The organism is Paenibacillus sp. FSL F4-0097 (genome assembly GCF_038593125.1).
Taxonomy (GTDB): Bacteria; Bacillota; Bacilli; order Paenibacillales; family Paenibacillaceae; genus Paenibacillus_AQ; species Paenibacillus_AQ odorifer.
Genome location: NZ_CP151965.1, coordinates 4,541,787 through 4,567,385 on the forward strand (window position 1 = coordinate 4,541,787; position 25,599 = coordinate 4,567,385).

Annotated in this window: 20 protein-coding genes and 1 tRNA gene; 4 read left to right on the forward strand and 17 right to left on the reverse strand. The window is 45.0% G+C overall.

Annotated elements, in window-relative coordinates; genetic code table 11:
* Positions 1-2: 2 nt before the first annotated feature.
* The gene (locus tag MHH86_RS20390; protein ID WP_342479407.1) at positions 3-749 is read left to right on the forward strand and encodes an RluA family pseudouridine synthase; all 747 of its coding nucleotides are present in this window, start codon (positions 3-5) and stop codon (positions 747-749) included.
* A gap of 709 nt (positions 750-1,458) precedes the next feature.
* Here the strand turns inward: MHH86_RS20390 and MHH86_RS20395 are convergent.
* The 6 genes from MHH86_RS20395 to MHH86_RS20420 form a co-directional block, all read right to left on the reverse strand.
* Positions 1,459-1,890 (reverse strand): MarR family transcriptional regulator, encoded by a 432-nt coding sequence (locus tag MHH86_RS20395; protein WP_036685713.1) that lies wholly within the window; start codon positions 1,888-1,890, stop codon positions 1,459-1,461.
* A 192-nt stretch (positions 1,891-2,082) separates the two neighbouring features.
* Complete coding sequence (gene gyrA, locus MHH86_RS20400; protein WP_036685712.1) at positions 2,083-4,524, reverse strand: DNA gyrase subunit A; 2,442 nt, start codon at positions 4,522-4,524, stop codon at positions 2,083-2,085.
* A gap of 178 nt (positions 4,525-4,702) precedes the next feature.
* Positions 4,703-6,685, reverse strand: coding sequence for a DNA topoisomerase IV subunit B (parE, locus tag MHH86_RS20405; protein WP_036685709.1), 1,983 nt, complete (start codon positions 6,683-6,685; stop codon positions 4,703-4,705).
* 169 nt (positions 6,686-6,854) lie between these two features.
* Positions 6,855-7,844, reverse strand: a complete 990-nt coding sequence (locus tag MHH86_RS20410; RefSeq protein WP_036685819.1) for an ABC transporter permease — start codon at positions 7,842-7,844, stop codon at positions 6,855-6,857.
* Positions 7,837-8,817 (reverse strand): ABC transporter ATP-binding protein, encoded by a 981-nt coding sequence (locus MHH86_RS20415; RefSeq protein ID WP_036685707.1) that lies wholly within the window; start codon positions 8,815-8,817, stop codon positions 7,837-7,839. Before MHH86_RS20415 ends, MHH86_RS20410 begins: the two co-directional genes overlap by 8 nt.
* Before the next feature lie 102 nt (positions 8,818-8,919).
* Entirely contained in the window at positions 8,920-9,759 is an 840-nt protein-coding gene (locus MHH86_RS20420; protein ID WP_076274742.1) for a GDSL-type esterase/lipase family protein, read from the reverse strand.
* A 239-nt stretch (positions 9,760-9,998) separates the two neighbouring features.
* Between MHH86_RS20420 and MHH86_RS20425 the strand changes: the two genes are divergently transcribed.
* Positions 9,999-10,071 (forward strand) — tRNA-Lys (locus MHH86_RS20425).
* A 133-nt stretch (positions 10,072-10,204) separates the two neighbouring features.
* On the opposite strand, the gene MHH86_RS20430 is transcribed toward MHH86_RS20425, so the two are convergent.
* The 3 genes from MHH86_RS20430 to MHH86_RS20440 all read right to left on the reverse strand — a co-directional run bounded on the left by MHH86_RS20430 (position 10,205) and on the right by MHH86_RS20440 (position 13,973).
* Positions 10,205-10,921 carry a CAP domain-containing protein gene (locus MHH86_RS20430; RefSeq protein WP_036685704.1) on the reverse strand — a complete coding sequence of 239 codons (717 nt, stop codon included), beginning with the start codon at positions 10,919-10,921 and terminating at the stop codon, positions 10,205-10,207.
* 304 nt (positions 10,922-11,225) lie between these two features.
* Positions 11,226-13,190, reverse strand: coding sequence for a WG repeat-containing protein (locus MHH86_RS20435; RefSeq protein WP_038572389.1), 1,965 nt, complete (start codon positions 13,188-13,190; stop codon positions 11,226-11,228).
* Between the two features lie 255 nt (positions 13,191-13,445).
* Positions 13,446-13,973: a hypothetical protein gene (locus MHH86_RS20440; protein WP_076101434.1), complete on the reverse strand. Its 528-nt coding sequence runs from the start codon at positions 13,971-13,973 to the stop codon at positions 13,446-13,448.
* Between the two features lie 127 nt (positions 13,974-14,100).
* On the opposite strand from MHH86_RS20440, the gene MHH86_RS20445 reads away from it, so the two are divergent.
* Both MHH86_RS20445 and MHH86_RS20450 read left to right on the forward strand, forming a co-directional pair.
* On the forward strand, positions 14,101-14,253 hold the full coding sequence (locus MHH86_RS20445) for a hypothetical protein (RefSeq protein ID WP_155288159.1): 153 nt from the start codon (positions 14,101-14,103) through the stop codon (positions 14,251-14,253).
* Between the two features lie 325 nt (positions 14,254-14,578).
* Complete coding sequence (locus MHH86_RS20450; protein WP_143758706.1) at positions 14,579-14,803, forward strand: hypothetical protein; 225 nt, start codon at positions 14,579-14,581, stop codon at positions 14,801-14,803.
* Positions 14,804-15,126: 323 nt separating this feature from the next.
* Here MHH86_RS20450 and mglC read toward each other — a convergent pair whose 3' ends face one another.
* The 8 genes from mglC to purT form a co-directional block, all read right to left on the reverse strand.
* Positions 15,127-16,134: a galactose/methyl galactoside ABC transporter permease MglC gene (gene mglC, locus MHH86_RS20455; protein WP_036685697.1), complete on the reverse strand. Its 1,008-nt coding sequence runs from the start codon at positions 16,132-16,134 to the stop codon at positions 15,127-15,129.
* Positions 16,135-16,226: 92 nt separating this feature from the next.
* Positions 16,227-17,738 (reverse strand): sugar ABC transporter ATP-binding protein, encoded by a 1,512-nt coding sequence (locus MHH86_RS20460; protein ID WP_076101437.1) that lies wholly within the window; start codon positions 17,736-17,738, stop codon positions 16,227-16,229.
* A 146-nt stretch (positions 17,739-17,884) separates the two neighbouring features.
* Positions 17,885-18,955 carry a galactose ABC transporter substrate-binding protein gene (locus MHH86_RS20465; RefSeq protein WP_143758707.1) on the reverse strand — a complete coding sequence of 357 codons (1,071 nt, stop codon included), beginning with the start codon at positions 18,953-18,955 and terminating at the stop codon, positions 17,885-17,887.
* 198 nt (positions 18,956-19,153) lie between these two features.
* On the reverse strand, positions 19,154-20,176 hold the full coding sequence (locus MHH86_RS20470) for a substrate-binding domain-containing protein (RefSeq protein WP_076101440.1): 1,023 nt from the start codon (positions 20,174-20,176) through the stop codon (positions 19,154-19,156).
* Complete coding sequence (locus MHH86_RS20475; protein ID WP_081382622.1) at positions 20,173-22,002, reverse strand: sensor histidine kinase; 1,830 nt, start codon at positions 22,000-22,002, stop codon at positions 20,173-20,175. Before MHH86_RS20475 ends, MHH86_RS20470 begins: the two co-directional genes overlap by 4 nt.
* Positions 22,003-22,004: 2 nt before the next feature.
* On the reverse strand, positions 22,005-23,657 hold the full coding sequence (locus MHH86_RS20480; protein ID WP_076101442.1) for a response regulator: 1,653 nt from the start codon (positions 23,655-23,657) through the stop codon (positions 22,005-22,007).
* Positions 23,658-23,851: 194 nt separating this feature from the next.
* Positions 23,852-24,316, reverse strand: coding sequence for a GNAT family N-acetyltransferase (locus MHH86_RS20485; RefSeq protein ID WP_232061416.1), 465 nt, complete (start codon positions 24,314-24,316; stop codon positions 23,852-23,854).
* Positions 24,306-25,496 (reverse strand): formate-dependent phosphoribosylglycinamide formyltransferase, encoded by a 1,191-nt coding sequence (purT, locus tag MHH86_RS20490; RefSeq protein ID WP_038572395.1) that lies wholly within the window; start codon positions 25,494-25,496, stop codon positions 24,306-24,308. The genes MHH86_RS20485 and purT overlap by 11 nt, the downstream gene beginning before the upstream one ends.
* Positions 25,497-25,599 lie beyond the last annotated feature (103 nt).

The following is a 25,599-nucleotide window of genomic DNA, read 5'->3' on the forward strand; positions in this document are numbered from 1 at the left end:
CCATGACACAGCATAGTTCCGGCAACAACGAGGCTGTAAGCGGCGGATCACAACGCTTTGAAGTGTTGTACGAAGACAACCATCTTCTGGGGATTGTAAAACCCGTGAATATTCCTGTTCAGGAGGATGCAACAGGCGATCCTGACCTGCTGAACCTGTTGAAAGAAGATGTGAAGAAACGTTTCAACAAACCCGGCAACGTCTATATAGGTCTGGTCCACCGTTTGGACCGACCAGTTGGGGGGGCAATGATTTTTGCCAAGACTTCCAAAGCGGCTTCAAGACTATCCGAGAGTGTCCGTACTCACGGCTTTCATAAGGTGTATTTAACAGTCGTGCATGGTAAACCGCCAGCCACTCGTGGCCGTCTTACAGATACGCTGCTTAAAGACGCAAAGAGTAACACCGTCACTGTGGTTCGAAAAGGAACTCCCGGCGGCAAGGAAGCAATTCTGGATTACACAGTGCTTGACAGTGCAGAAGGATACAGCCTGCTTAAGATTGATTTACTTACAGGGCGTTCCCACCAAATTCGGGTGCAGCTAAGTTCGATCGGCTGCCCATTATACGGTGATCAGAAGTACGGGGCTTCAGTGAACAGACCGGGGCAACAAATTGCGTTATGGTCAGCACTTGTAGGATTCCCTCACCCTGTTACTAAAGAAGAAGTGGAACTCCTCTCTCTGCCCCCACAAACCCATCCTTGGGATTTGTGGCCGCGTGAAACACTAAAAAAAGGGCTGTTCTAAAGCAGCCGTTTCTAGGCATTGAAACGATAAAAACGAGGCAGTGATTCTCCGGTTAGTGGAGAATCACTGCCTCGTTTTTGGTTCTGCGTCTGCTACTTGAACAGACTATGGGAAGAGGGTCCACGCACGCTGAAGTGTTCTTCCTAGCTCCGCAGGATATGCTTAGTCCGATTATTCCAGCCGGGCATTGAATATCCCTTTGAGATTAAACATCCTTTCGAGATTAAACATCCCTTCCAGCCTGAACTTAGCTAACGGTAACCCGCTCAGTTTAGCTGAGGATCAGTAGTGGTTCAGCAGTGGTTCAGCAGTGGTTCAGCAGTGGTTCAGCAGTGGATCCTAGATGGAATCTGAAATGAAAAGTAAGATAACTGCATTCTATACACTTATTCCGAATAAAAAAGCAGTAGATCGGATTTTAAGTGTACTTTTTACAATTAAAAATCAGGGAAACTGCAAAAAGAGAAGTAAATCAAGAAAATAGTTGTATAAAATACAGTTATATTTCATCAATCGAGTAATTAGCAAACAATAGCTGTACAAAATACAACTAAATGCATCTAGATTCATCTAGGTGCCTCTAATTGCTCTAAAACACTCTAAATGCTTCTACATACTCTAAATACTTCTAACACTCTAAATGCTTCTACATCCTCTAAATGCTTCTACATACTCTAAATGCACTAGTGATACAGCAAAGCTATTTGCTTCAAGGTGTAGAACCCTCCGGTGTAGTTGTAACAACCATTTTGCCCATTAAGTAGAGCAGTAACTGTTGGTTATGAGAGGAGATCGGATCAAGCGCTTCCGCAAAAAAATCACTGCGGATCTTTAGACCACGTGCAGTTTCTTCCTTTCCAGTCTCCGTTATGCTCACCCATACAATCCGCCGGTCCGAAGCATCTCTTTCCCGCACAATAAGCTCATGCTTCTCCATCCGATCAAGTAACATCGTAACCGCTGCAGGACTGGTCGCCAAATGTGGAGCCAGATCAGAAGGCTTCATCGCGTCGCGTTCCTGAAGCAGTTCAAGTACAGTAAGTTGGGCATCCGTCAGCGTTGGAGCAAGATTACTGTCCATATGTAATTTATAATCTTTTAAAATCTTATGCCAAATTTTACTGAATTCAGAAGCATGCACACTTATTCCTTCCTTTCCTCGCGGTTCTATCCGGTATATCTACATTTTCGCGAAACAACTTCCATTTCCTGCAAAAGAAGAAAAAATAAATCTGCCGGACCTTCAGCATAAAAAAATAAAAAACGACGCTTAGTCAACCCTCCAAAAGAGCGGACTAAACGCCGTTATAAAATCACTTGTTAATCGCTAGTTTTAATGAACTGATGGGAAAAGATTTATGATCTCATCCTTTTTCTCCACAGCTACAATCTGTTTGCCTGTAGAACGACGCTCGCCCAGCGGCGCTGATTCAGAGGAGAACGTATGGTGGGCATTCTCACGAGTAACGGCATTCAGTTCTAATGGCTCCTTGCAATAGAAAGCCCCTGCTAACCTGCTGCCATTTGGACGTATTCGTTTGCCTTCCTTGAATTCGAAGGTTGGCATTCCTTTGCCACCACGGCTTTGTGATGGATAATCCACAAGTAATGAACGTTTCGCATAACCAATATCAGAAATAGCAAGGATTTCGCCTTCATCTTCGCTGACCCAGAAGCAGGAAATCACCTCGTCGCCCTCGCGCAGCTGAATTCCTCTTACACCAGATGCAACGCGACCCATAGGGTTAACCTCATTCTCATGGAATCGGATACTCATTCCCTCACGGGTAACCAGCACAATGTCCTTGTCATTCGTACTGGAAGCCACTGTAATGATCTCATCACCCTCGGCTACCTTACAGGCCGCTACAGCTCCAGAACGGCTTGTAGAGTATTCCTTGAGCTCTGTACGCTTCACCTGACCCCGACGGGTGACGAACACAAGACTTTGCTGCGGATCATCTAGATTATTAACCGGAATCACACTAACGATTCCATCTCCTTTAGACAATCCAATGACATTCACAATCGCTGTACCAGGCTCTTTCCATTTAAACTCCGGAATCTGGTGCACAGGAAGCAAGAAGTATTGCCCCTTGCGGGTAAATACCAGCAGACTGTCACGGGTATTCACATCCAGCAGCCTGACGATATGGTCACCTTCTTTGACGCCTGAGGTATGACGCTCCCCACCTGAACGGGTGAAGGAAAGCATACCAGTCCGCTTAATATAACCATCTGCTGAAAGAGCAACTAGCACATCCTCCGCGTTGACCAGCGCTTCAAGGCTAACCTTGAGCTCCTCTACTTCGCCTTGGATCAGAGAACGGCGATCAATGCCGTATTTGTCGCGAATCTCCAGCAGTTCCTTACGGATTACAGAAACTAGCTTTTTGTCGCTTTCCAAAATGCCGCGCAGATGTGTAATCTTTGCCATCATTTCATCTAACTCTTTCTGGAGTGAAGTGATCTCCAGATTGGTCAGACGATACAATTGCAAAGTAAGGATCGAATCGGCTTGGCGTTCACTGAAGCCGAACATCCATACGAGATTGTTCTGAGCATCCTGACGGTTTTTCGACGCTTTGATCGCAGCGATAACCTCATCCAGAATGTTCAGTGCTTTAACTAAGCCCTCTAAGACATGAGCACGGTCTTCTGCGCGTTCCAGATCGAACTGGGTGCGATGAGTCACAACTTCACGCTGATGCGCGATATAAGCTTCCAGGATGGCTTTTAGACCAAGCTGCTGAGGCGCTTTGTTAACAATAGCAACCATATTGAAGTTATAGGTAATTTGAAGATCGGTTTTTTTGAGCAGATAGGCCAACACGCCTTGAGCATCAGCCTCTTTTTTGAGTTCGACTACAATCCGCAATCCCTCACGGCCGCTCTCATCACGAACCTCGGCAATGCCATCGATCTTTTTCTCCAGCCGAATATTCTCCATGGAAGTAACCAGCCGTGATTTTACAATCTGGAATGGAACTTCCGTAATCACGATTTGCTGCTTGCCGCCCCGCATATTCTCAATCTCTGTCTTGGAGCGCAGGTAAATACGGCCTTTACCTGTGCGGTAAGCATCCATGATGCCGTCTCCGCCCATGATCGTGCCGCCTGTAGGGAAATCCGGACCTTTCATAAAGGTCATAATTTCTTCCAGCTCAATATTTGGCTTCTGCATCACTGCGATACAAGCGTCAATTACTTCACGCAGATTATGTGGCGGAATTTCAGTAGCAAAACCCGCAGAAATCCCACTCGTGCCATTTACGAGCAGATTCGGATACCGGGAAGGAACCACAACAGGCTCTTTGGCGGTATTGTCAAAGTTATCTTTAAACAAGACGGTCCGCTTCTCGATATCACGCATCATCTCCATTGCAATGGGAGACAGCCGTGCTTCTGTATAACGCATTGCCGCAGCTGGGTCATCGTCCATGGAGCCCCAGTTGCCGTGACCGTCAACTAGCACATGCCCCATCTTCCAAGGCTGTGCCATACGTACCATACCATCGTAAATAGAGGAGTCACCATGTGGATGGTAATTACCCATTACATCTCCGACGGTTTTGGCTGACTTGCGGTATGGCTTGTCAGGTGTGTTGCCGGAGTCGTACATCGCGTAAAGAATCCGGCGCTGCACGGGTTTAAGTCCATCACGGACATCGGGGATTGCCCGGTCCTGAATAATATATTTGGAATACCGACCAAAGCGGTCACCGACGACCTCTTCCAGAAATGCCGGCAAAAATTGTTCTGATAAACTACTCACTTTGCTCACCTTCTGTTCCTCAAACTGCCCGTTTTAAAATAGTGTGGTGATTCTCGGGTACTTCAGGGATTTTTGGAATTCCGGGCACTATCGCTCCTACAGTTCCAAAAATCTTCTAGGTCCCATAAATCACCAAACTCTTAGAAAATCGGGATTATCGTCACTTGCAGCACTGACATTACTCTACAATTTCGGTGAAATCGACATTTTCAACAATCCAGCGTTTACGTGGATCGACTTTGTCACCCATAAGTGTTGAAACACGGCGCTCCGCCTTAGCGGCATCCTCAATCTGTACCTGAAGCAGCGTACGCGACTCTGGATTCATCGTTGTCTCCCACAGCTGATCGGGGTTCATCTCACCCAACCCTTTATAACGCTGAAGCTCGAAGTTTTTGCCGAATTCCTTTAAGTAATTTTGCAGCTCTTCATCACTCCATGCATACCTTACGGTCTCCAGCTTACCCGTTTTGCGGGTCAACTTATAAAGTGGAGGCTGAGCAATAAAGACCTTACCTGCATCTAATAAAGGCTTCATATAACGATAGAAAAATGTCAGCAGCAGCACCTGAATATGCGCTCCATCGGTATCGGCATCGGTCATAATGATAATTTTGGAATAATTGCTGTCTTCGACAGTGAAATCCGGACCAATTCCAGCGCCTATCGTAGAAATAATTGCTTTATACTCGTCGTTCTTCAGGATGTCCAGCAGCTTAGCCTTCTCCGGATTCATCGGTTTACCTTTTAGCGGCAATATCGCTTGAATCTTAGAGTCACGGCCTTGCTTAGCCGAACCACCCGCGGAATCACCTTCCACGATGAACAGCTCCGTACGTGTAACGTCCTTTGATTGTGCAGGAGACAGCTTACCGCCAAGATTCGAGCTTTCGCTGCGTTTCTTGCCTGTGCGGATCTCATCGCGGGCTTTACGTGCCGCTTCCCGGGCTTTCGACGCTTGAATCGATTTCTTCAGCAGGCTCTGCGCAACTTGTGGATTTTCTTCCAAGAAACGCGCCATATTTTCAGAAACAATATAATCTACTGCACTACGGGCGGAAGCACTGCCAAGCTGATCCTTTGTCTGTCCAACAAATTCAACCTCGGACATTTTTACACTAATGACAGCCATCATGCCTTCCCGCAGATCATTACCTTCCAGGTTTTTATCCTTTTCTTTAAGCAATTGCGTGCGGCGGGCATATTCATTTAATACACGAGTGTACGCAGTTTTAAAGCCGGTCTCATGTGTGCCCCCGCTGCGAGTTGGAATGGAGTTTACGAAGGAAGCCAAGGTTTCTGTGTAGCCTCCGTTGTATTGAAGAGCTACTTCTACCTCGATATCATCCTTTTCTGCACTGAAATGAATAACATCATGGAGAACATCCTTACCTTCGTTGAGGAACTGCACAAATTGACTGGCTCCACCTTCATAAAAGAATTCATCCTGACGGTTGCTCCGCTCATCTTGCAGTGTAATACGCAGACCGGAATTCAGAAAAGCAATCTCCTGAACCCGCTCTGCCAGCGTGTCATAATTCAGAGCAATTCCATTTGGGAAGACACGAATATCTGGCTTGAAAGTAATTTTCGAACCAGTTTTATTGGTGTTACCCAAGATTTCAAGACCAGTTACAGGTTCGCCGACATGCTCTTTGCCCTTCTTGTCCACCCAGTACTCAAACCGCTGACGATGGATTTTGCCCTCACGATAAATTTCTACTTCGAGCCATTCAGACAAAGCGTTTGTGACAGAAGCCCCTACGCCATGCAAACCGCCTGATTTTTTATAACCCGATCCACCAAACTTACCGCCCGCATGCAAAATTGTAAATACAACTTGCGGTGTAGGTACCCCTGTCTTATGCATTCCAGTCGGGATCCCCCGTCCATTATCGCTAACGGTTACCGAGCCATCCTTGCGAAGCAGTATGTCAATCTTTGTACAATACTTGGCTAAATGCTCATCTACGGCATTATCTACGATTTCCCATACTAAATGATGTAGTCCTGAAGAACTCGTACTGCCGATATACATGCCAGGTCGTTTGCGTACTGCAACCAGACCCTCGAGCACTTGAATGTCGTCAGCATCGTATCCAGTACGGCCATTCTCGCCGTTATTAGAAACTTCAGCAAACATATCGATCTGTTCGAGCATTCATGCTCCTCCTTCTTTTCTCTATACTAAGAAGAAACGGCTTGGCCGTCCTTTTTGTTAAGAACGGTATCCGTTACTGCCAAAAACCTAAGGATAGAATATAACGTGAAATTATACTCTCCTATATTTTTAAGAAATGCAAACAAACGTTTTGGTCACTTTGTTCATTCTAATTCAAAATATCCCTTTTCGTAAAGACGGCGAATGAAATGATCACCGAAGCGGCTCCCCATACAGCCAGCACAGCCATGGAAAATGACAAGGACATCCCTTCAATGGGGGCGGGAGTACCAGACAAATAGCTGGTCAGTCCAAGATTTACCATAAATAAATATTTCGCTGTTGTCCAGGCAGAGGCCATATTGGTCAGTATACTACCTGCAATCAACGCGGCCATCATAACTACTATACTCGCGGCAGTACTGCGAACAAGCACCGAGATCATGAATGCGAGCAGTGCAACCACTACGCTGACGAACCAAATCAAACCACCTTGCATAAGCATATATTTCCACTGAGGCACTGCATGTACAGTAGACATATCTAGCGAATCACCACTGATTTTAAAGCCTGTGAAAACAGGAATGTTAAAGCCTTTAAAACCAAAGGCGAGACCAGAGATAAAGTAGCTGATTGCAAATGTGGAAAGTACGATAAGCGAGACAAACATTAGCAGTGCTGTCATTTTGCTAAAAAGCACCTTCCAGCGCTTGACCGGCCTAGTCAACAGCATTTTGATAGTTCCAGTTGTCCTTTCGGCCGAGACCAAATCTGAGGCCACCGCCATAATAAGCAACGGAATAAATAATGTAACCGAATTATCCATAAATTCACGGGTAAAGGTAACCCCGCTAGGTTCATTCGGATTAACGTCATGGTGAAGATAATACTGAAGCTGTTGTACAAATATTCGCCGATAAGTCTTCCATTCCTCTGGAATCCGGTCACTTCCCAGTGAATTTTGATTATCGATAATCTGCTGCTGGATCTCAAGCCGCCAATCGGAATTAAACTTCTCCCGGCTCCGTTCGGCTGAACGCATCTGTGCATAGGTGAACATAGGCACCAGTACAATCAGAATCAGCAGTATAACATAAAACCGTTTCTTTTTTATAATCTTCAAGCACTCATTACGGATTAGCGGAAGCAAGTTACTCAACATTCTCACCCTCCGTTAGTTTCAAGAATAGCTGTTCCAGTGTCGGATTAATTTTATGCACAGCCCTCACCTCGATTTCAGCAGTAACCATTACGGCGACAATCTCGGGGATCAGATCCTGATCCATGATCGTTATTAAAGAATTTGGGCCCATCCCTGCAATAATTGAGTCATCTAATGTGACGTCTTCCAGTTTCTGAATCTGAATATCTGAACGATCAGCCAGCATTTCCCGAGCCTCAGCAAAAGGCTCCAGCTCCCAAAGTACATACGGTGAATTACGAGCGATCAGCTCATCTACCGCACCAACAGCCAATACACGCCCTTTACTAATTATCGCTACACGGTCGCAAAGAAGTTGAATTTCGCTTAGCAAATGGCTCGATACGAACACCGCCAGCCCTTCATCCGCCAGCTTGCGAATGAATTCTCGCAGCTCCTTAATACCTTTAGGGTCAAGTCCATTCGTCGGCTCGTCCAAAATAAGCAGCCGTGGACGTCCCAACAGTGCCTGCGCAATGCCTAATCGTTGTCTCATCCCAAGCGAGTATGTACTTACCTTATCATGTATCCGCTGATCTAATCGAACAATATCTACCACTTCGCTAATACGTTCATTGTCTACACCAGGCTGCATCCGGGCAAAATGCTGCAAATTCTCCCACCCGGTCAAATAGGTATATACCTCAGGATTCTCAACGATAGAGCCTACATATTGCAATGCTTTTTCCGGATTTCGGTTCACATTGTACCCACATACTGTAATCTTGCCCTCAGTAGGACGAATCAAATCCACAAGCATGCGGATCGTGGTCGTCTTCCCAGCGCCGTTAGGGCCGAGAAAGCCGAAAATCTCCCCTTTTCTCACATCGAAAGTAACATCATCTATTATCCATTTCCGTCCTATTTTTTTACGTACCCCGTCCACAGACAAGACGACTGTGCCGGAGTCTTCACTATTCGCTTTTGTCATATTTAATTTAGCTCCTTGTGACTGTCATTTTCTCGGTTTGTACTTGCTCAAAGGGCATTTACCTACATGATCTTACTGCAAAATTTAACACTCACCTATATACTACTGCACAGCCTGTATGAACCGTTCTCCGATTCGCTGATAGCCATCACCATTAGGATGAAAATGATCGGTGGATAGATACTTGTCCAAATGTCTGTTAAACAAGTCAAACGTAGGAACCAAGGTCATGTTGCTATGCTTATTAATAATATCCATTGCCGTATTATTCCACTTCGTTACCGCTTGATTGCCTGGTACCAGTAATTCTGGAATATCGCCAAAGGGATTATACAGCCCCATATAGTAAATTTGCGCATTTGGATTGATCTGTGAGATTTTATCGAGAATCTTCTCCAGTCTAGCTGCTGCCTCTGGCAGAGCGGCTAATAAAGACTCTGGAGTCAGCTCCTGCTCAGTGGTTGATGAAGTTGTGTTTCCTTGCTGCGCCCCATTATTCTCAAGAATATCCGAATCCTTAAACAGATCATTTCCTCCGACAGATAGCAAAACAACATTCGACATGCGCAAGGCATACTCCACACCATCTTCGTTCAGTTTGCTTAACAGCCCGGCAGTAGTCAACCCGTTAATCCCCATATTGCCTAAAAAGTCTACTGTGACACCTTTTGCAGATAAACCAGTAACCGTACGCTTAACAAACCCTTCTCCGGTGTTATCACCAGTCCCCTTGGTAAGCGAATCCCCGAGCGCAACAATTTTGAGGAGCTTGACAGTCTCCGTCACCGGTGCGGCTGTTTGCTGAGGCAAGCTGCTCTCGGTAACCTCTCCGACCGGATAGATAATATCTTTAACCGCATAAACTAAACCAACCATCAAAACTATAGTTGTTACTATGGAAATCAAGCTGACGCTGCGCCATGTCCATTTCGAATCCTTCAAAGCTATCCCTCCGTATGCCGTTCTATTATGTATTGTTCCACAATTTACAAAGATCTTAACTATGTTACATAAACATAATTCTTCCATAGAAGTTTTGCAAATGTCTAGCAAAGAAATAAATCCCGCTGTTACAGTGTTTATGCCGAGGAGCGAGTGTGGACTTTTTTGAAAATAAAAAAATACTGGCTTTTTAATTAATGCCATTATATAATATTTCCCGTTGACTCTTTAGACATTACGGGTTATTAGCTTAGCTGGTAGAGCAGCCGACTCTTAATCGGCAGGTCGCAGGTTCGACCCCTGCATAACCCATAGAGCTAGACAGAAGAAGTAAGGACAAGTTCCTTGCTTCTTTTTTTGTTGCATTTTTGATCTTCACCACACAAAAAAAACCGCTCCCCGACTTACATCGGAGAACGATTTCTTCCTGAAGCATCTACTCGTATTATTTACCAATAAACTCTTGAACCCAGTAATTATTATCATAACCTACACCGATATAATTGAAGTTAGCATTCAAAATATTAGCGCGGTGACCTGGACTATTCATCCATGCCTTCATAACTTCTTCTGGTGTTTTTTGTCCCATTGCGATGTTCTCGCCTGCGGCTTTATAAGTGATGCCAAAGGATTTCATCATATCAAATGGTGAACCATACGTAGGTGAAGTATGTGAAAAATAGTTATTCGAACGCATATCCGTAGCTTTTGTAGCGGCAACTTTGTGCAGGCTGTCCAATCCAGCTACAGGTGACAAACCAGCTGCTGCACGTTCTTTGTTTACCAGCGTTACGATTTGCTGAACATAGGTTCCTTTATTGCTCACAGCACCTGTTGTAGTTGTATTATCTGTCGGCTTAGTTACAGTAGTTGTGTCTGCTGGCTTTGTAACCGGTTTTGTAGTTGTAGTTGTGGTCGTGTTGTCTTTGTTTGGTACTGTTCCAGTTTGCGGCTTAGTTACCACGATTGTGCTATTCGAAAAAGGGAATCCCTCAAGATTAGCTTGTTTAAAATATTGTAATATTTGCTCATAACTTGTGCCTTTTATTGTTACTGTCGATTCATTCGATGCCGCATTTGCTTCCAATGGAAGAGAAATACTAAGTGCCATAACAGCTGCCACACTACCACCGATGATTGCTTTTAATGTCTTGTTCTTCAATCTGCCATCTCCTTTTTTCTTGCGTGTAATATATGCTTCTGCCTAGAGTGACCATCTACAAATGTTACAAAGTTGTAATTTGTTCCTCAGTCATTGTAGCATAAATCTCTCAAATGTGCGCTTCTAATTTTTTACATATAATAGTCTTGACTGTAAGATCTCTGATTCCTAGATACATTCGCTTTCTTTCGCTGTTTTCCTGCCTAAAAATACCAATTCATCTATTATTCGCGAAAGAAAGCACAAAAAAAGTCGCCCTCCCCGAAAGGACGGCAACTTCAGCAAACCTATGGATACCTGTCGATTAATGAAACGACTGCCAGAACTCGCCCTCCGTAGAGATCAATCCCATGATCTCCGCATAAGGAATCCGGAAGGTTGGAAAACCTGCAGAATACGGAGCGATCTCATAAGGTGCGAAATACAGATACAACGCTTCATTATCCACAAAGAAGGGCTGATCCGAGGTAATTCCTTTATACGTATCCGGAAAAACATATGAATATTGTGGATCGTTCTCGATCTGTTTGCCCACAATTTTACTGAGCTTCTCCACATATCTGCTGCCCGGCTTGAACAAATCTCCCAGCTTATAGAACCTGCCGCTGCGCAAATTAATATGCGGATAGATTTTGGTAGGCATTCCATGTGCTGCTCCAAAAGGAAAACGATAACCGGTCAGCTCCAGCACCAGCAGGTTTTTACGGAAGAAAGAGACTGAAAAATCACCATTATAACTAAAGTCCTGGGAAACCCCTCCACTCCCAACGTCTTCAGCAAGGGATAGCTTGCGCAGCTTATCGTTAACCTCTCGCGAAACTTCCGCACTGGCAATCCCTTCAACGACCGGATAATACACCAGATAATCCCTGTTCGGTTTGTATTTCTTCTCCACTACGGAATAGGGAGGTCTCAGCGGAATGACTCCATTTTGGCGCCAAACCTGCTTTCCCTGCCGATCATAATAAGATGTGCGTTGATCTACATCTGCTCTTATCAAACGTCCGCTAAGGGTGAGTGTTCCTGCACCTGGAATAACTGGAGGCTGGGCTGCCTTTTTTCCACTTCTATCGATAAAATAGGTATCTTTAGCATCAAATACAGACGCCAAGCCTTCCTGATAATTGTTCACGCCAAGCAGGGTGTGATTGCTCAGGACCGCTCCCGTTTCCGCATCTGCAATTACATAACGTGATCCGCGATAAGGCTGGCTGGGGAATACAGGCGTTCCTATGGCTACTCTGCCTTCACCTAGCTGCAATACTTCATAATATTTTGCCGGGATGATCATTTTCCCTTGTTTATCAATCAGCCCATAGGCGTTGCCATAATTCTCAGCGGTATTCACCACCGCACGTCCCTCTGAAAAAGGTAAAGCAGAGGTGAATTGCGGCTGAATAGCTACAGAACCATCCGTATTTAAATAGCCATATTTACCGTTTTCAGTCGCTTGATAGGCGAGTAAACCTTCTCCCGGACTTCCTACAAAAGGATGGTTGTAAGTATGCAGGATGTTCCCAGCCGGATCGATGAGCGCATACTCTCCTTCTTTGATTTTAACCAAAGCCACGCCGTTCATAAAATCATTGGCATCCACATAAATCGCGGGCAGCACCTCTTTACCTTTCGCGTCCACATATCCATATAGCGATTGGCCACCGGTTGTATTTTGTTTTGAAAATAGTGCACGCCCCTCATGTAATGAGTTCAGATAATCATACCGGGCGGACGTCACTTCTTTGCCTTTTTCATCAATAAAAGTGTACCCCTTGGCATCCGACACGACCGCGCGCTCTTCCGAAAAAGGCGCAATAAAGGAATAGATCGGCTTCACTCGTTCTCTTCCAGTGCTGTCAATGAGCCCGCTGCTATTTTTTCGCTGAACTACAGCAAGACCGTTCTTTTGAAAATCCTCAGCATATTCGTACCGAGGTTCAATCTGAACACGGCCTTCGTCATTAATATATCCCCAAAGTGTGCCCTCTTTGAGATTAAACGGCGCCGGATGCAGACCCGTGGTCCGCAGATCGTCCCCCACCCACTCCGGCAATAAGTATGGCGCCTCAAAAGGCTTATTAGAGTAATCTACACGATATAATCCCGCTTCTGCCGGAATCGTGACAAATAACTCCTCTTCCGTGCGTATGAAATCCTCATCCTGCTGAGTAATATATTCGTTCCAGCCAATGCCATCCCATTTCCATACATCCGCCTGTATCAGACCATTGTCATTCCCTTTCCCCAGCTCATTCAACCTAATCCTTAACATCCAGTCGCTCCCCTTTAACAAAGGCATTTGCCTATAGAATATGGGAGAACGTTGGTTTATGTGCTTTTTGATCTTTGGGGTTGGGGGGAGAGGAGCTTTGGTGGGGAATCCGCAGAGGGGGTAGGCGTATTCTAGGGCATTTTTGCCTCTCTTTCCTCCTCTGTATATCATTTCAGCTAATTCTGCGGGATTTGTACCTTTCATTCGCCTCACGTAGCTCGTTTCAGCCAATTCTGCGGGATTTTTACCGTTCTTTCACCCCACGTCGCTCGTTTTAGTCAATTCTGCGGGATTTTTACCGTTCATTCGCCACACGTAGCTCGTTTCAGCCCATTCTGCGGGATTTTTACCGTTCATTCGCCTCACATAGCTCGTTTCAGCCAATTCTACGGGATTTTTACCGTTCATTCGCCACACGTAGCTCGTTTCAGCCAATTCTACGGGATTTATACCGTTCTTTCTCCTCACATAGCTCAGGTCGGATAGATCTGCGGGATTTTTACCGTTCATTCGCCATACATAGCTCGTTTCAGCCAATTCTGCGGGATTTATACCGTTCTTTCGCCTCACGTAGCTCGTTTCAGCCAATTCTACGGGATTTATACCGTTCATTCGCCTCACATAGCTCGTTTCAGTCAATTCTGCGGGATTTATACCGTTCTTTCGTCCCACATAGCTCGGTTCAGCCAATCCTACGGGATTTATACCGTTCTTTTTCCTCACATAGCTCAGGGCGGCTAATTGTACGGGATTTATACCGTTCTTTCGTCCCACATAGCTCATTTCAGCCAATCCTACGGGATTTATACCGTTCTTTAGCCTCATGGTGCTTCTGTTCTGTTACTAATATTAGTTTGTTGATATTGTTGGGGAGCTATGATGAATATGATGTGTTTTCGTGGTGCTCCTGATGGCGATGGTCGTGTTATTGCTGCTGATATTGATTTGTGGGCGTGATTGCTGTGTTCATGCTGATAATATTGAGTGGAGTGTGATAGCCGTATTTGTGTTGATGACATTAATTGGTGATGGTAATGATGCTGTAGATGTTCCGTGGCGGTGAAGGTGCAACTATTGGGTCGAGTAAATCCTATTGGTGGAATATTAGATTTGATGGAGCAAGGGTGGCAATGTTGATTGAAGTTTGTGGTGGTAAATAATGTTGATGTTGATGTTGATGTTGATGTTGATGTTGATTTTAGTGTTGCTGGCGCTGTTTAGTTGTGGTTACATTTTCGCGGGTAGTTTTTGTGGTGTGTTTGTTTCATGTTGGTAGTAGCCATTGTTAATCTGTGTGTTGGTGGTGTTGACGCTATTTGGTCGTGGTGTCATCTTAGTGGGTATTTTTGGTGTTGTGTGTAGTTGGTAGTACTTTAGTTAGTGGTGTTTTGGTTGACAGTCCTGTGGTTGACAGTGCTGTGGTTGGCAGTACCGTAGTTAGTAGTACTTTAGTTAGCAGCGCTGTAGTTAGCAGTGCTGCTAGTGGCATTATTGGTGTAATTAATATTATTGGTGTAATTGATATTATTGGTGTAATTGATATTATTGGCGTAGTTGATGGTGGTGCCAATGGTACTAGTGGGAGCGGAATTGGTTTATCCCCAACTAATTAAACCAGTTTTTGTGGGTAGTTTTTCATACATAGTTATGGTGGGTAGTTTTCGTGCTCGTGCGTAGTTTTTCTATGCGAGGAGGAAGGGGGCGACGTTAAGTACTTGTGAATTGGTACTTGTGAAATTGTACTTTTAAATTGCTTTTTATGAATCGGTACTTTTAAATTGCATCTTATGAATTGGTACTTTAAATTGGTTCATATGAATTGCATCTTATGAATTGCTTCTTATGAATTGCTTAATCTCAGCAAGCGAAATGGACAAACCAAAAAGCGTTTGCCATAAATAGCAAACGCTATGATCACCATACATCCAACACGCAACTATTTCTTCGAAGAATACTTCCGCATATCAAACGCGACGGCGGCGATGATGATCAGACCTTTGATAATCAACTGATAGTAAGGGCTGATGCCAATGAAGGTCAGGCCGTAGTTGATTAAGGTAAAGATAATAACACCGACCAGGACACCTGGCACCGTTCCGATACCACCGGTTGTAGACACCCCGCCCACTACACAAGCAGCAATCGCATCAAGCTCATACATGTTCCCGTAGTTATTGGTTGCGCCACCTGTTCTTGCAGCCTCTAGCACACCCGCCAGACCATAAAGGGCTCCAGCAATGGCATAGATATAGATCAAGTTCTTGGAAACATCGATGCCAGATACTTTAGCTGCCTGTATGTTACCGCCGATAGCGTACATGTTCTTACCCAGCTTGGTTTTATTGAATACCACCCATACGATGGCGGCGACACCCAAGGCTATCAGCACAATATACGGGATTGAATATTGCCCCTTGCCAATAAACCCGGAACCGATTGTAGTGAAATCTGGACGCAGACCGCCAATCGGCTGCGATTGGTTCGGATCCATGTCAAAGTACAAGGAATTCAAGCCGTAGACGATAACCATCGTACCCAGTGTTGCGATAAACGGCGGGACGTTCAGCTTGGAGACGACAATACCATTGACGAGTCCGCAGAGAAGACCAGCGATGATAGCTATAAGGATCGGAAGCCACACTTGCACCTGCGGCAGATCAGGAAAAAACCGCCGGGAATAATCCGGAATTTGCAGCATCGAAGCAGAGATTACCGCCGTAAAACCAACCACACGTCCAGCAGACAAGTCCGTCCCAGCTGTGATAAGGATGAAGGCAACACCAAGCGCGATGATAATCCGTGTTGACGACTGAATTAGAATGTCCCGTAAAGTATTTACAGAGATAAAGGCCGGCTCATATAAGGCAATACCCATAATCAGAATTACCAAGACAATATAAATGGCATTTTGAGTAATAAAAGATTGGGCTCTTTTAGCGTTCATTAGTAGTGTTCCTCCTTAAAGTTACGCGAAGAGTAATTCTCTTCGTAAACCAATCTAGTTTCGCCCAGCAAAACTATCATTGAAATCCTATCCTAATGCTGTGCAGCGAGCCGCATAACTTCGGTTTCCGTAGCTTGCTCGCCTTCTAGTATTCCGGTAAGCCTACCTTCCGACATGACCATTACACGGTCAGACATTCCGAGCAGCTCCGGCATTTCTGAGGAGATCATAATGATGCTTTTCCCTTGCTGCGCCAAGTCGGCAATAATCGAATAAATCTCGAATTTAGCCCCTACGTCGATACCGCGAGTCGGCTCGTCCAGAAGCAGGATTTCGGGCTCGGTTAGAAGCCATCTGGCGAGCAGCACCTTTTGCTGATTACCACCAGAAAGATTCATGATCAGCGTTTTGGTTGTTGGAGTTTTGGTCCGTAATTTTTCAATCATTTTATCGACTTCTTCTTTTTTCTTTTTTCCATCTAGTAGAAGTAGTAGTTTCTGGTATCGATGCAGGTTAGCGATTGCGCCATTCTCATGAACAGACAAGACTGGAAAAATACCGGTGACACGCCGTTCCTCCGTAAGCAAAGCCATTCCGTGTTTCTTAGCATCCTTGGGAGATTGAATATGAATGCGCTTACCATCGATAGAAATCGTCCCCGATTTAATAGCCCTCAGGCCAAATAATGCTTCAATAACCTCTGTTCTCTGAGCGCCTACCAGACCACCAATCCCTAAAACCTCACCTCGTCTTAATTCAAAAGAAACATCTTTAAACGATCTTTCTTCAGGGGAGGTTAACCCTTCCACCTTCATATATACTTCGCCAGGCACGTTAAAGCGTTCTGGGAATCGATTGGTCAAGTCGCGGCCGACCATTTTGGAAATGATAAGGTCTGTAGTCAATTCCGCCGCTGGCCAGGTTCCGATTTTTTTACCGTCCCGCATAATGGTAACTTCGTCAGAAATCTCGAGAATCTCTTCCATTTTGTGGGATATATAAATAATAGCTACGCCTCTACTCCTAAGATCCCGTATGATCCGAAATAAATGCTCCACCTCCACACTGGTCAGGGAGGAAGTAGGTTCATCCATTACAATAACGCGGGAGTGAAAAGAGACAGCCTTCGCAATTTCAATGGATTGGATTTTGGATACAGACAGCTTACCCACTAATGTCTCGGGATTCAGATCGATATCCAGATCTTTAAACAAATTCTCCGTGTCAGTGTACATTTTCTTATGATCAATAAACTGAAAAGGTCCAATCCCTTTGGTTGGGAAACGTCCTAACCAGATATTCTCCATCACACTTCGGAACGGCACGGGATGCAGCTCCTGGTGAATCATGGATATCCCATTTTTCAAAGCGTCATTTGAGCTTCCGATAGAGGTCTTCTCACCCTCCAAAAAAATCTCACCGGCATCCGGTGAATAAATACCAAAGAGACATTTCATTAAAGTGGACTTACCCGCACCATTCTCGCCCATAAGGGCATGCACCGAACCTGGTCTGACCTTTAAACTAACTGCATCCAGCGCTTTGACGCCGGGGAATTCTTTAGTAATGTCATTCATTTCTAGCAAAAACTCAGCTTTTTCCATGTTGTTACGCCCCCTACGCTTTTTTCTTTTTTCATGAGAGGCACAGCGGTTTCATCCTGTTCCCTGCCTGAAAGAAATCCGAGGAGCGAATATCCGCTCCCCGTTGCTGCTATATGATCATGAATTCCATCTAGATTAGAGCGTTATTATTTGGCGTCATCGATATTATCTTTGGTGATCTTTTTATAGGAAATCCACACGTATTGGTTGTCTGTGATATCAAAGCCTACGTTATCTTTTGTAGGTGTCTCTCCTTTAGCAAGCAGAGCAGCAACTGTGATTGCAGCTTTACCTTGGTTGTTCGCATCATTCAGCACGGTACCAAGCATCGTTCCATCTTGTAGTGCTTGAATCGCAGGAGCAGTAGCATCTACACCTACTACCGGCATAAATTTATCACCCGTGAAGTAACCTGAAGCTTTCAGAGCTTCGATTGCACCGAGAGCCATATCGTCATTGTTCGCAAGCACAGCTTCAATTTTGTCACCATGGGAGCCAAGGAAGGCTGCCATTTTTTCTTGCCCTTTTACGCGGTCCCACATCGCAGTATCTTCAGCCAGCTTTTCTACCTTGATGCCGGCATCTTCAATTGCTTGGATGGAGTACGTAGTACGAAGTTCAGCGTCTTGGTGCCCCGGTTCGCCTTTTAGCATTACGTATTGGAGGACACCGTCGCCGTTTTTATCCGCTTCAGGATGTGCCTTCCAGTAGTCCACGATCAGTTGACCGGACATAGTTCCGGATTCTTCCGCTTTAGCGCCTACATAATAAACCTTATCCCATTTCTTCATATCTTCTGGCAGCGGCTCGCGGTTCAGGAAGACCACCGGAATATTTGCCGCTTTTGCTTTTTCGATAATAACGCCAGCCGCAGTACGATCTACCGGATTGATCAGCATGCCTTTATATTTTTTGGTGATGAACAAGTCAACTTTGTCATTTTGTGTGGGTTGAGAATTTTGGCTATCTACGATATCTACAGTAGCAATGCCTTTGGCAGCAGTGTCGATTGCGTTCCGAACACCTGTCATGAAGGTATCGTCAAATTTGTAAATGGCTACCCCTACTTTTGGCGATTCAGTGGAAGAACCCGCATTTTCAGTTTTTGGAGCATTGGTAGCTTTACCACTGTCTGCATTATTGTTGCTATTGCCACAGCCTGCCAGAACGGCACCCAGTATTGCGCTTGCTAAAAGAACGGAAGTGATTTTTTTCATTATTCATTGACCTCCTGTTTATACTTCTTTTTTTTGGTTTAACCCCGAATTCTCTCGGGCACATCCATATTATGCCTTAGGTGAAAACGGTTTCGAATATAAAATCCTACTCACTTTTATAAAAATTCTACTGAACCCAAAAAACGAATACCTCCCATTTTAAGGATGGCATTCGTCTTTTCAAAAATAAACCGTCCACTATCTGACGAAGGGAAATAACAATTTCTGATTCTCGGGCCACAGCATATTGTCCAAATCAATGAGTTTAGTGCCCGTATCGACACGATCAGGAACATCCATTCCTTCGATTACCTCAACGGCATGTTTTACGGCTAAATACCCGTTACTAAAAGGATTTTGGATTACGGTCGCTTGAACCGTACCCTCCTGCAGCAACTCCATCATTGACGGGGAGCTGTCGAACGCAACCATTTTAATATTATGCAGCCCTCGGCTCTGGATAGCTTTTGCCGCCCCTTGTGAAGCTGTCTCATTCAAGCTGGCGATCCCGCGAAGATTTGGATGTTTCAGCAGCATTAACCGTGTCAGCTCTTCAGCATCACTAATACTCGAAGTGGTATACGAAATCTCTACTACCTGTATGTTCGGATATCGGGCAGCGTAATTTAAAAATCCCTTTTCCCGTTCCTCTGCATCTCTTGCACCATATTCAATGCCGTTTGAAGACTCCTGCTCCGCCCCCAAAGATGAATTTGTGAAGTTAATGATGCCGACCTCCCCGTATCCATTTAGCAGCTGAATGAGTCTTTCTGCAGACTTTTGTCCTGCTTCATAGCCGTTTGAACCCACATAGGCTCTTACTCTGGCCGAACCGACTTCTGCATCCACAGACAATACGGGAATCTTGGAATATGCCGCCCGATCGACTACTTGTGCAAGTCCCATGTAGCTGCTGGCAGCTAAAATAATTACGTCCGCCTTCTCTTTAATGGAGTCTTCAACCATTCTGACCTGTTCCGCAATATCACTCTCAGCATTCGGAGCTTTGAACGTTAGTTTCACATTAAATTCCTGTGCCGCGGCTTCTGCACCCAATCTAACTGTATTCCAATAGTCGCCTTTGTTCATTTTCACAATAAGATGAATATTGCGGGTTTTGTTCGTGTTGATATAATTAGGTGCCGAATTAAAACAAGACGTGATCGTGGTCCATAACACCACACATACCAGCAGGGTTAGCCAAAAACGAACGATTCTCATACCGATGTCTCATCCTCCTCATGTCCAGGCTTGCCCTCGCCTGCTGCGAGTGCCGGGAAGATAAGAGTAACCGTAGTGCCTTCTTCAATTTCACTTTCAAAAGAAAGACCATAATCACGCCCATAATACAACTCAATACGCTCGTTTACATTTCTAACGCCTACCCCGGAGCCATGCATACTCTTACTGCCGCCAGTTAAAAGAACCTTCATAGTCTCCTCGGACATACCCAGTCCATTATCACGAATGCGGATGATGACAAGATCATCCTTCAGCTCCGCTTGGATCGAAATAAAACCTTCATCAGGCATCATTTCAATCCCGTGATACAGGGCATTCTCCACAATAGGTTGTAAAATTAGCTTAATAGTCTGACACTGCAGCACTTCATCCTGAGCCTCGATCTCGTAGCGGAACTTATTTTTGAACCGAAAGCTCTGAATCACAAGGTAATGACGAACATGATCAAGCTCTTCCTGCACGGTAATCATATTATTCCCTTTACTAAGGCTAATCCGGAAAAACTTCGATAAGGACTGAATCATCGTGACTACCTCCTCAGTCTTGCCGCGTTCAGCGAGCCGGATCACAGAATTCAGGGTATTGTACAGAAAGTGCGGATTGATCTGGGATTGCAGCACTTCAAGCTCACCTTTACGTTTGGTTTCCTGTTCATAAATAATCTGATCCATCAGTTGGCGGATACGTTGCAGCATAAGGTTAAACCGTTTGGACAGCTGTTCCACCTCATACGCGCCGCTGACATCTATTCGGGTGTTGAGGTCCCCTTCGCCCACCTGCTGAAGCGTCCGTTCCAGCTTGCGGATAGGGCGGGCAATACGTGCAGACAAAAAGACGGATACAATAATTACGCATAAAATGACTACCGCTAAAAACCAGGATAAAAAAGTGTTTAGATCACGTTTGGTGGTTACAATCTCATCGTAATAAGCCACGCCCACGATCTTCCAGCCTGTCTGTTCCAGTGTCCTTACGGTGATAAAACGTTTTTCACCCGTAGACTCATCCAAATAGCTACGAAAAGCATATTCCAGTACTGGCTCCACATTCTCATATTTTAAGCCAGCGTAAATCAGCTGCTGCTGGGGATGGTACACAATATTTCCTAGCTGATCGAGGATGTAAGCGTATCCTCTTTTGCCAAGCTTAACCTGCTTGCTCAGCTCATCAATGGTTCGAAAGTTAAAATCCATCAGCAGGATGCCGGTTTTTAAGACTCCGTTCTCCTTATATTGAATTAATTTGCTGATAGACACGACCCAGATATATTGACCTTTGAATAAATTCTGAATATGAGGTGCGGAATAGGAGAGCTCTGATGTTCTTTGCGCCGTCGTAAACCAGCTCTGAGTCTCCAGCTGTGTGTTGCTGCGCAGCTTCTGACCGGGTGTACCCACGACATATTTCCCCTGTGGTGTAAAAACAGCCGCCGAGACCAGATCCTCTCTGCTCCCCATTAGCATAGCCATTCTTTCCGTCAATAAAGCGGAATCCACGGAAGGGCTATTCGTAATCTGCTCCTCCGCTGTCTCAAAAATATTGCGCATTCCCTTAACATAAAGACCCAGATTGTAATTCACTTGCTCAATGATCTGCTGCATATTCATATTGGCATTCTCTTCTGCGGTCTTGGCAAACTTGTTGTACAGCATAAGACTGACAACGACAGCTACCAGCACGGCAACAGATGTAAAAGTGAGTGTAATCGTAACTTGAATGCTTCGGAGCTTGGAGGACAACCGACGTTTTCCGCCTTTGGGATGCTGCGGTCTTAGAGGAAAGGAATATGGTTTATCCTTCAGCATCTTTACCCTCCTCTGGAGCTGTTTTTATACTCTTTAGGAGATTGGCCATATTTTTTGCGGAAACAAAAGCTGAAATAGTTAGGATCGGCAAAACCTATTTTTTCTGCGATTTCAAAAGCCTTTAGCTCTGTGGACCGCAAAAGTTCCTTGGCTGCCTCTAACCTAATTTGCAAAAGATAACTAACGAATGTCATTTTCATTTCCTTCTTAAAAATACTGCTAAAATAGCCGGTACTTATATGTAAATGCTGACAAACCTTGCCGATGGAAATATCAGATTCAACATAGTGGCTGCGTATATATTCTTTAGCTTCATCAATAAGCAGCTTATAGGAAGATTGACGTTCTAATGCAATCGTATCCATTAAACCGCTACAGACTGCAATAATCCATTGCTTGGCTTCGGCCATACTATTAAATTTATTAATGGCAGTTAGCGACGAAATGCCAGAACCAATATACTTTGCAGCCTCACTGCCGGATTCTTTAGCCACTCGCAGGATAGATGTAAAAATCTCCAGCAAAAAAATCTGATAATCCTGTGTAGACACCTGCTCTGCGTCAAGACCAGCAAATAACTCCTCAACAACCTCTTTAAGTTCTTGCACCGTACCTAGTTTAATCGTCCGAATTAAGGATTGCTGGGTTAGTTCATCATAGGTTAGCAGTGTGCTGGAACGTGACTCAACGTCCTCAATCCAGATCACCCGGTTATTGCCGAGAATAAGCCGATAATCTAATGCCTGCATGGCATCCCCAAATGAATTAAATAACAAAGCAGGCGATGAACAGACCGTTCCGGAGCCTGCCGTTACCGTCAGCTTCAGAAAACGCTGTACGTTCTGGCGGATTTCTTCAAGAAGCTCAAAAGTCTTTCCAGTGATATCAGTTTCTTCCCCTTCTTCATGGATTGTGAGCAATACGACCTCATCACGATGAATAAACACCCTTCCAAAACCATGCTTCGAGCATATTTCTTCAGCAATATTCAGCACAGCGAATAGCTGTAAATTCTTTTCACCAGTGTCTCGTAAAGAAATTTGCCTGCCTGTTGCACCCCCAGCCGATTCCCGCTCAGGACGAATATAATCCACACTAATTACCGAAGCCTGAAACCACCGTCCCGTTAATTTTATGCCATATTCAGAGCTCTTCTCAGCAATTTCATCCGTACGCAGTCTACGCGAAATAAGGGACGATAAAAATTGCTCCCTTAACACAGGCAGACTTTTCCGGTAATGCTCACTGAGTACAAATACATTTTCCTTTTCTGCAATTTCAGCCTCAATAGTGACCCTAACCTTAAGCAGTACATCAATTAATTCCTGCGAAGAGAACGGTTTCAAAATATACTCGTCAATTTGCAATTTTATCGCCTTCTGAGCATATTCAAATTCATCATACCCAGTCAAAATGATAATCTTAGTGTTAGGATGATGACTACGAATCCATTCAGCCAGCTGAAGTCCATTCATAAAAGGCATTTGGATATCGGTAACTACCACATCCGGCAGCAAACGGTCTATGGCATCCGCAGCTTCCCGTCCATTCTCCGCCTGCTCAACAATCTCAAATCCGTAACGCTCCCAGTCAATCTGCCCGATAACGCCTTCCCTAACGTCTTCTTCATCTTCAGCAAGAACTAGCTTATACATGTCTCATCCCTCTTTGGAAACGTTTTAGATGTCATAAATTTTATTGTATATGATTCAAACCAATCCATCTATGGTTAAGTTATTTAAATAGTTTTAGGTATTAATATATTAAATACATATAAAAAAAGAGTTCCAGAGCAAAAAAAAACCATCCCGCCGTAGCTGGGATGGGGATGATCGGTAACCTATAAGTATTATAGCAACGCTTTGTTAAAGCGATAGCCTGCTGTCTTTTCGAAACCGATATGACGATAAAAAGCATGTGCCGGTGCGCGTTCTACGCGGTTGCCACTTCTGAGGAAAAGCTGACAGCAACCTTGCTCACGTGCCCATTCTTCTGCTGCGGCCACAAGTCTTTTACCGAGTCCGTTTCCTCTGAGTTCTTCTGATACGATAAGTGCAGTAATCTCTGTGATACAATCTGTCTGTTTGTAATACGAGCTTACCTGTCTAAGGCCGATCATACCCACAACTTCATTATTCAGCTCTGCTACAAGTGTGCATTGGAGATTGCTGTTCTCCATGCTTTCCAGTCTCTCTTTCATCACGCTTAGCGTTGTTGGATAGCCGAATTCCCGCAGAAGCGCTGTAACTCTCTCCAGATCATTCAAGCCGCATTTGCGAATTTCCAGTACAGGTGCCATGGTACTACTGTTCATCCTCATATACCTCCACTTTTAGCATAGACGCCGCCTGCTTGGCTATCGTCCGCGCGATTTCCACATCTTCCGCCGCACTTAACGCTACTGCCATCCGCCGACCAGGACGAACTTCCGGTTTACCAAATACGCGAACCTGAGTCCTGGGCAGTTCCAAAGCTCCTCCAATTCCGGTCACAGCAAAGGCTCGTCCTTCTCCATCAGCCTTCAGCGTAGCTGAGGCACCAGGTGTCAGCAATTGTATTGACTGGACAGGAAAACCAAGAATAGCTCTGACATGCACTGCAAATTGAGATAAATCCTGCGTCGCCATCGTGACCATCCCCGTATCATGGGGTCTAGGTGACACTTCACTGAACAATACGCCTCGATCTGTCAAAAAAAGTTCCACTCCAAAAATACCGAAACCTCCGAGCTGATCCGTTACTGCTTTTGCAATAGATTGCGCTTCTTCAAGCAGCTCTGGCTTCATAAAGTGAGGCTGCCAGGATTCCACGTAATCTCCATCCTTCTGAATATGTCCAATAGGTGGACAAAATACCGTTCCAGATACAGAACGCACCGTCAAAAGAGTAATCTCGCTCTCAAAAGTAACAAAAGCCTCCACGATAACTCGCGTTCCTTTAGCTCTCGCTCCATCCAAAGCAGTGTTCCAGCAGTTTTCTGCATCCTCAGGGCTTTTGCATACGCTCTGACCCTTGCCAGAAGAACTCATAATCGGCTTAATGACACAAGGAGTGCCTAGCTCGGCTATAGCTTGTTGCAGCTCTTCCAGACTATCCGCAAAACGGTAATCAGCGGTTGGCAGTCCAAGGTCTTCAGCCGCAAGACGACGAATCCCTTCTCTGTCCATGGTCAGCCGAGCCGCCCGCGCCGTCGGAACAACGAAAAAGCCTTCTTCTTCAAGCTCTTGAAGAGCATGAGTGGCAATTGCCTCAATCTCCGGAACAATGACATCCGGTTTCTCAGAGCGAATCAGCGCTTTCAGCGCCTCTGCATCCAGCATATCAATTACATGTGAACGATGAGCTACACCCATCGCCGGTGCATCGGTATAACGGTCTACAGCTACGGTCTCTACGCCAAGGCGTTGAGCTTCAATTATGACTTCCTTACCCAGTTCCCCGCTGCCCAGCAGCAACAGCTTGCGGCTTTGAGCTGAAAAAGGAGCTCCCCACATTGTCGATTCCAACCTCTTTCGGCAAATTGACTGTCTCGTTTTTATGAATTTCAGAAAACGTAACAGTTTCATTGTATATTTTCAGGCTTCTTTATTTTCATCC

Bases quoted from the DNA above. Each gene is read 5' to 3' on its own strand.
- MHH86_RS20390 (WP_342479407.1), top strand. From the start codon at position 3: ATGACACAGCATAGTTCCGGCAACAACGAGGCTGTAAGCGGCGGATCA.
- parE (WP_036685709.1), bottom strand. From the start codon at position 6,685: ATGCTCGAACAGATCGATATGTTTGCTGAAGTTTCTAATAACGGCGAG.
- MHH86_RS20415 (WP_036685707.1), bottom strand. From the start codon at position 8,817: ATGACAAAAGCGAATAGTGAAGACTCCGGCACAGTCGTCTTGTCTGTG.
- MHH86_RS20435 (WP_038572389.1), bottom strand. From the start codon at position 13,190: ATGTTAAGGATTAGGTTGAATGAGCTGGGGAAAGGGAATGACAATGGT.
- MHH86_RS20440 (WP_076101434.1), bottom strand. From the start codon at position 13,973: ATGAGCTATGTGGGACGAAAGAACGGTATAAATCCCGTACAATTAGCC.
- MHH86_RS20445 (WP_155288159.1), top strand. From the start codon at position 14,101: ATGGCGATGGTCGTGTTATTGCTGCTGATATTGATTTGTGGGCGTGAT.
- mglC (WP_036685697.1), bottom strand. From the start codon at position 16,134: ATGAACGCTAAAAGAGCCCAATCTTTTATTACTCAAAATGCCATTTAT.
- MHH86_RS20460 (WP_076101437.1), bottom strand. From the start codon at position 17,738: ATGGAAAAAGCTGAGTTTTTGCTAGAAATGAATGACATTACTAAAGAA.
- MHH86_RS20465 (WP_143758707.1), bottom strand. From the start codon at position 18,955: ATGAAAAAAATCACTTCCGTTCTTTTAGCAAGCGCAATACTGGGTGCC.
- MHH86_RS20470 (WP_076101440.1), bottom strand. From the start codon at position 20,176: ATGAGAATCGTTCGTTTTTGGCTAACCCTGCTGGTATGTGTGGTGTTA.
- MHH86_RS20475 (WP_081382622.1), bottom strand. From the start codon at position 22,002: ATGCTGAAGGATAAACCATATTCCTTTCCTCTAAGACCGCAGCATCCC.
- MHH86_RS20480 (WP_076101442.1), bottom strand. From the start codon at position 23,657: ATGTATAAGCTAGTTCTTGCTGAAGATGAAGAAGACGTTAGGGAAGGC.
- MHH86_RS20485 (WP_232061416.1), bottom strand. From the start codon at position 24,316: ATGAACAGTAGTACCATGGCACCTGTACTGGAAATTCGCAAATGCGGC.
- purT (WP_038572395.1), bottom strand. From the start codon at position 25,496: ATGTGGGGAGCTCCTTTTTCAGCTCAAAGCCGCAAGCTGTTGCTGCTG.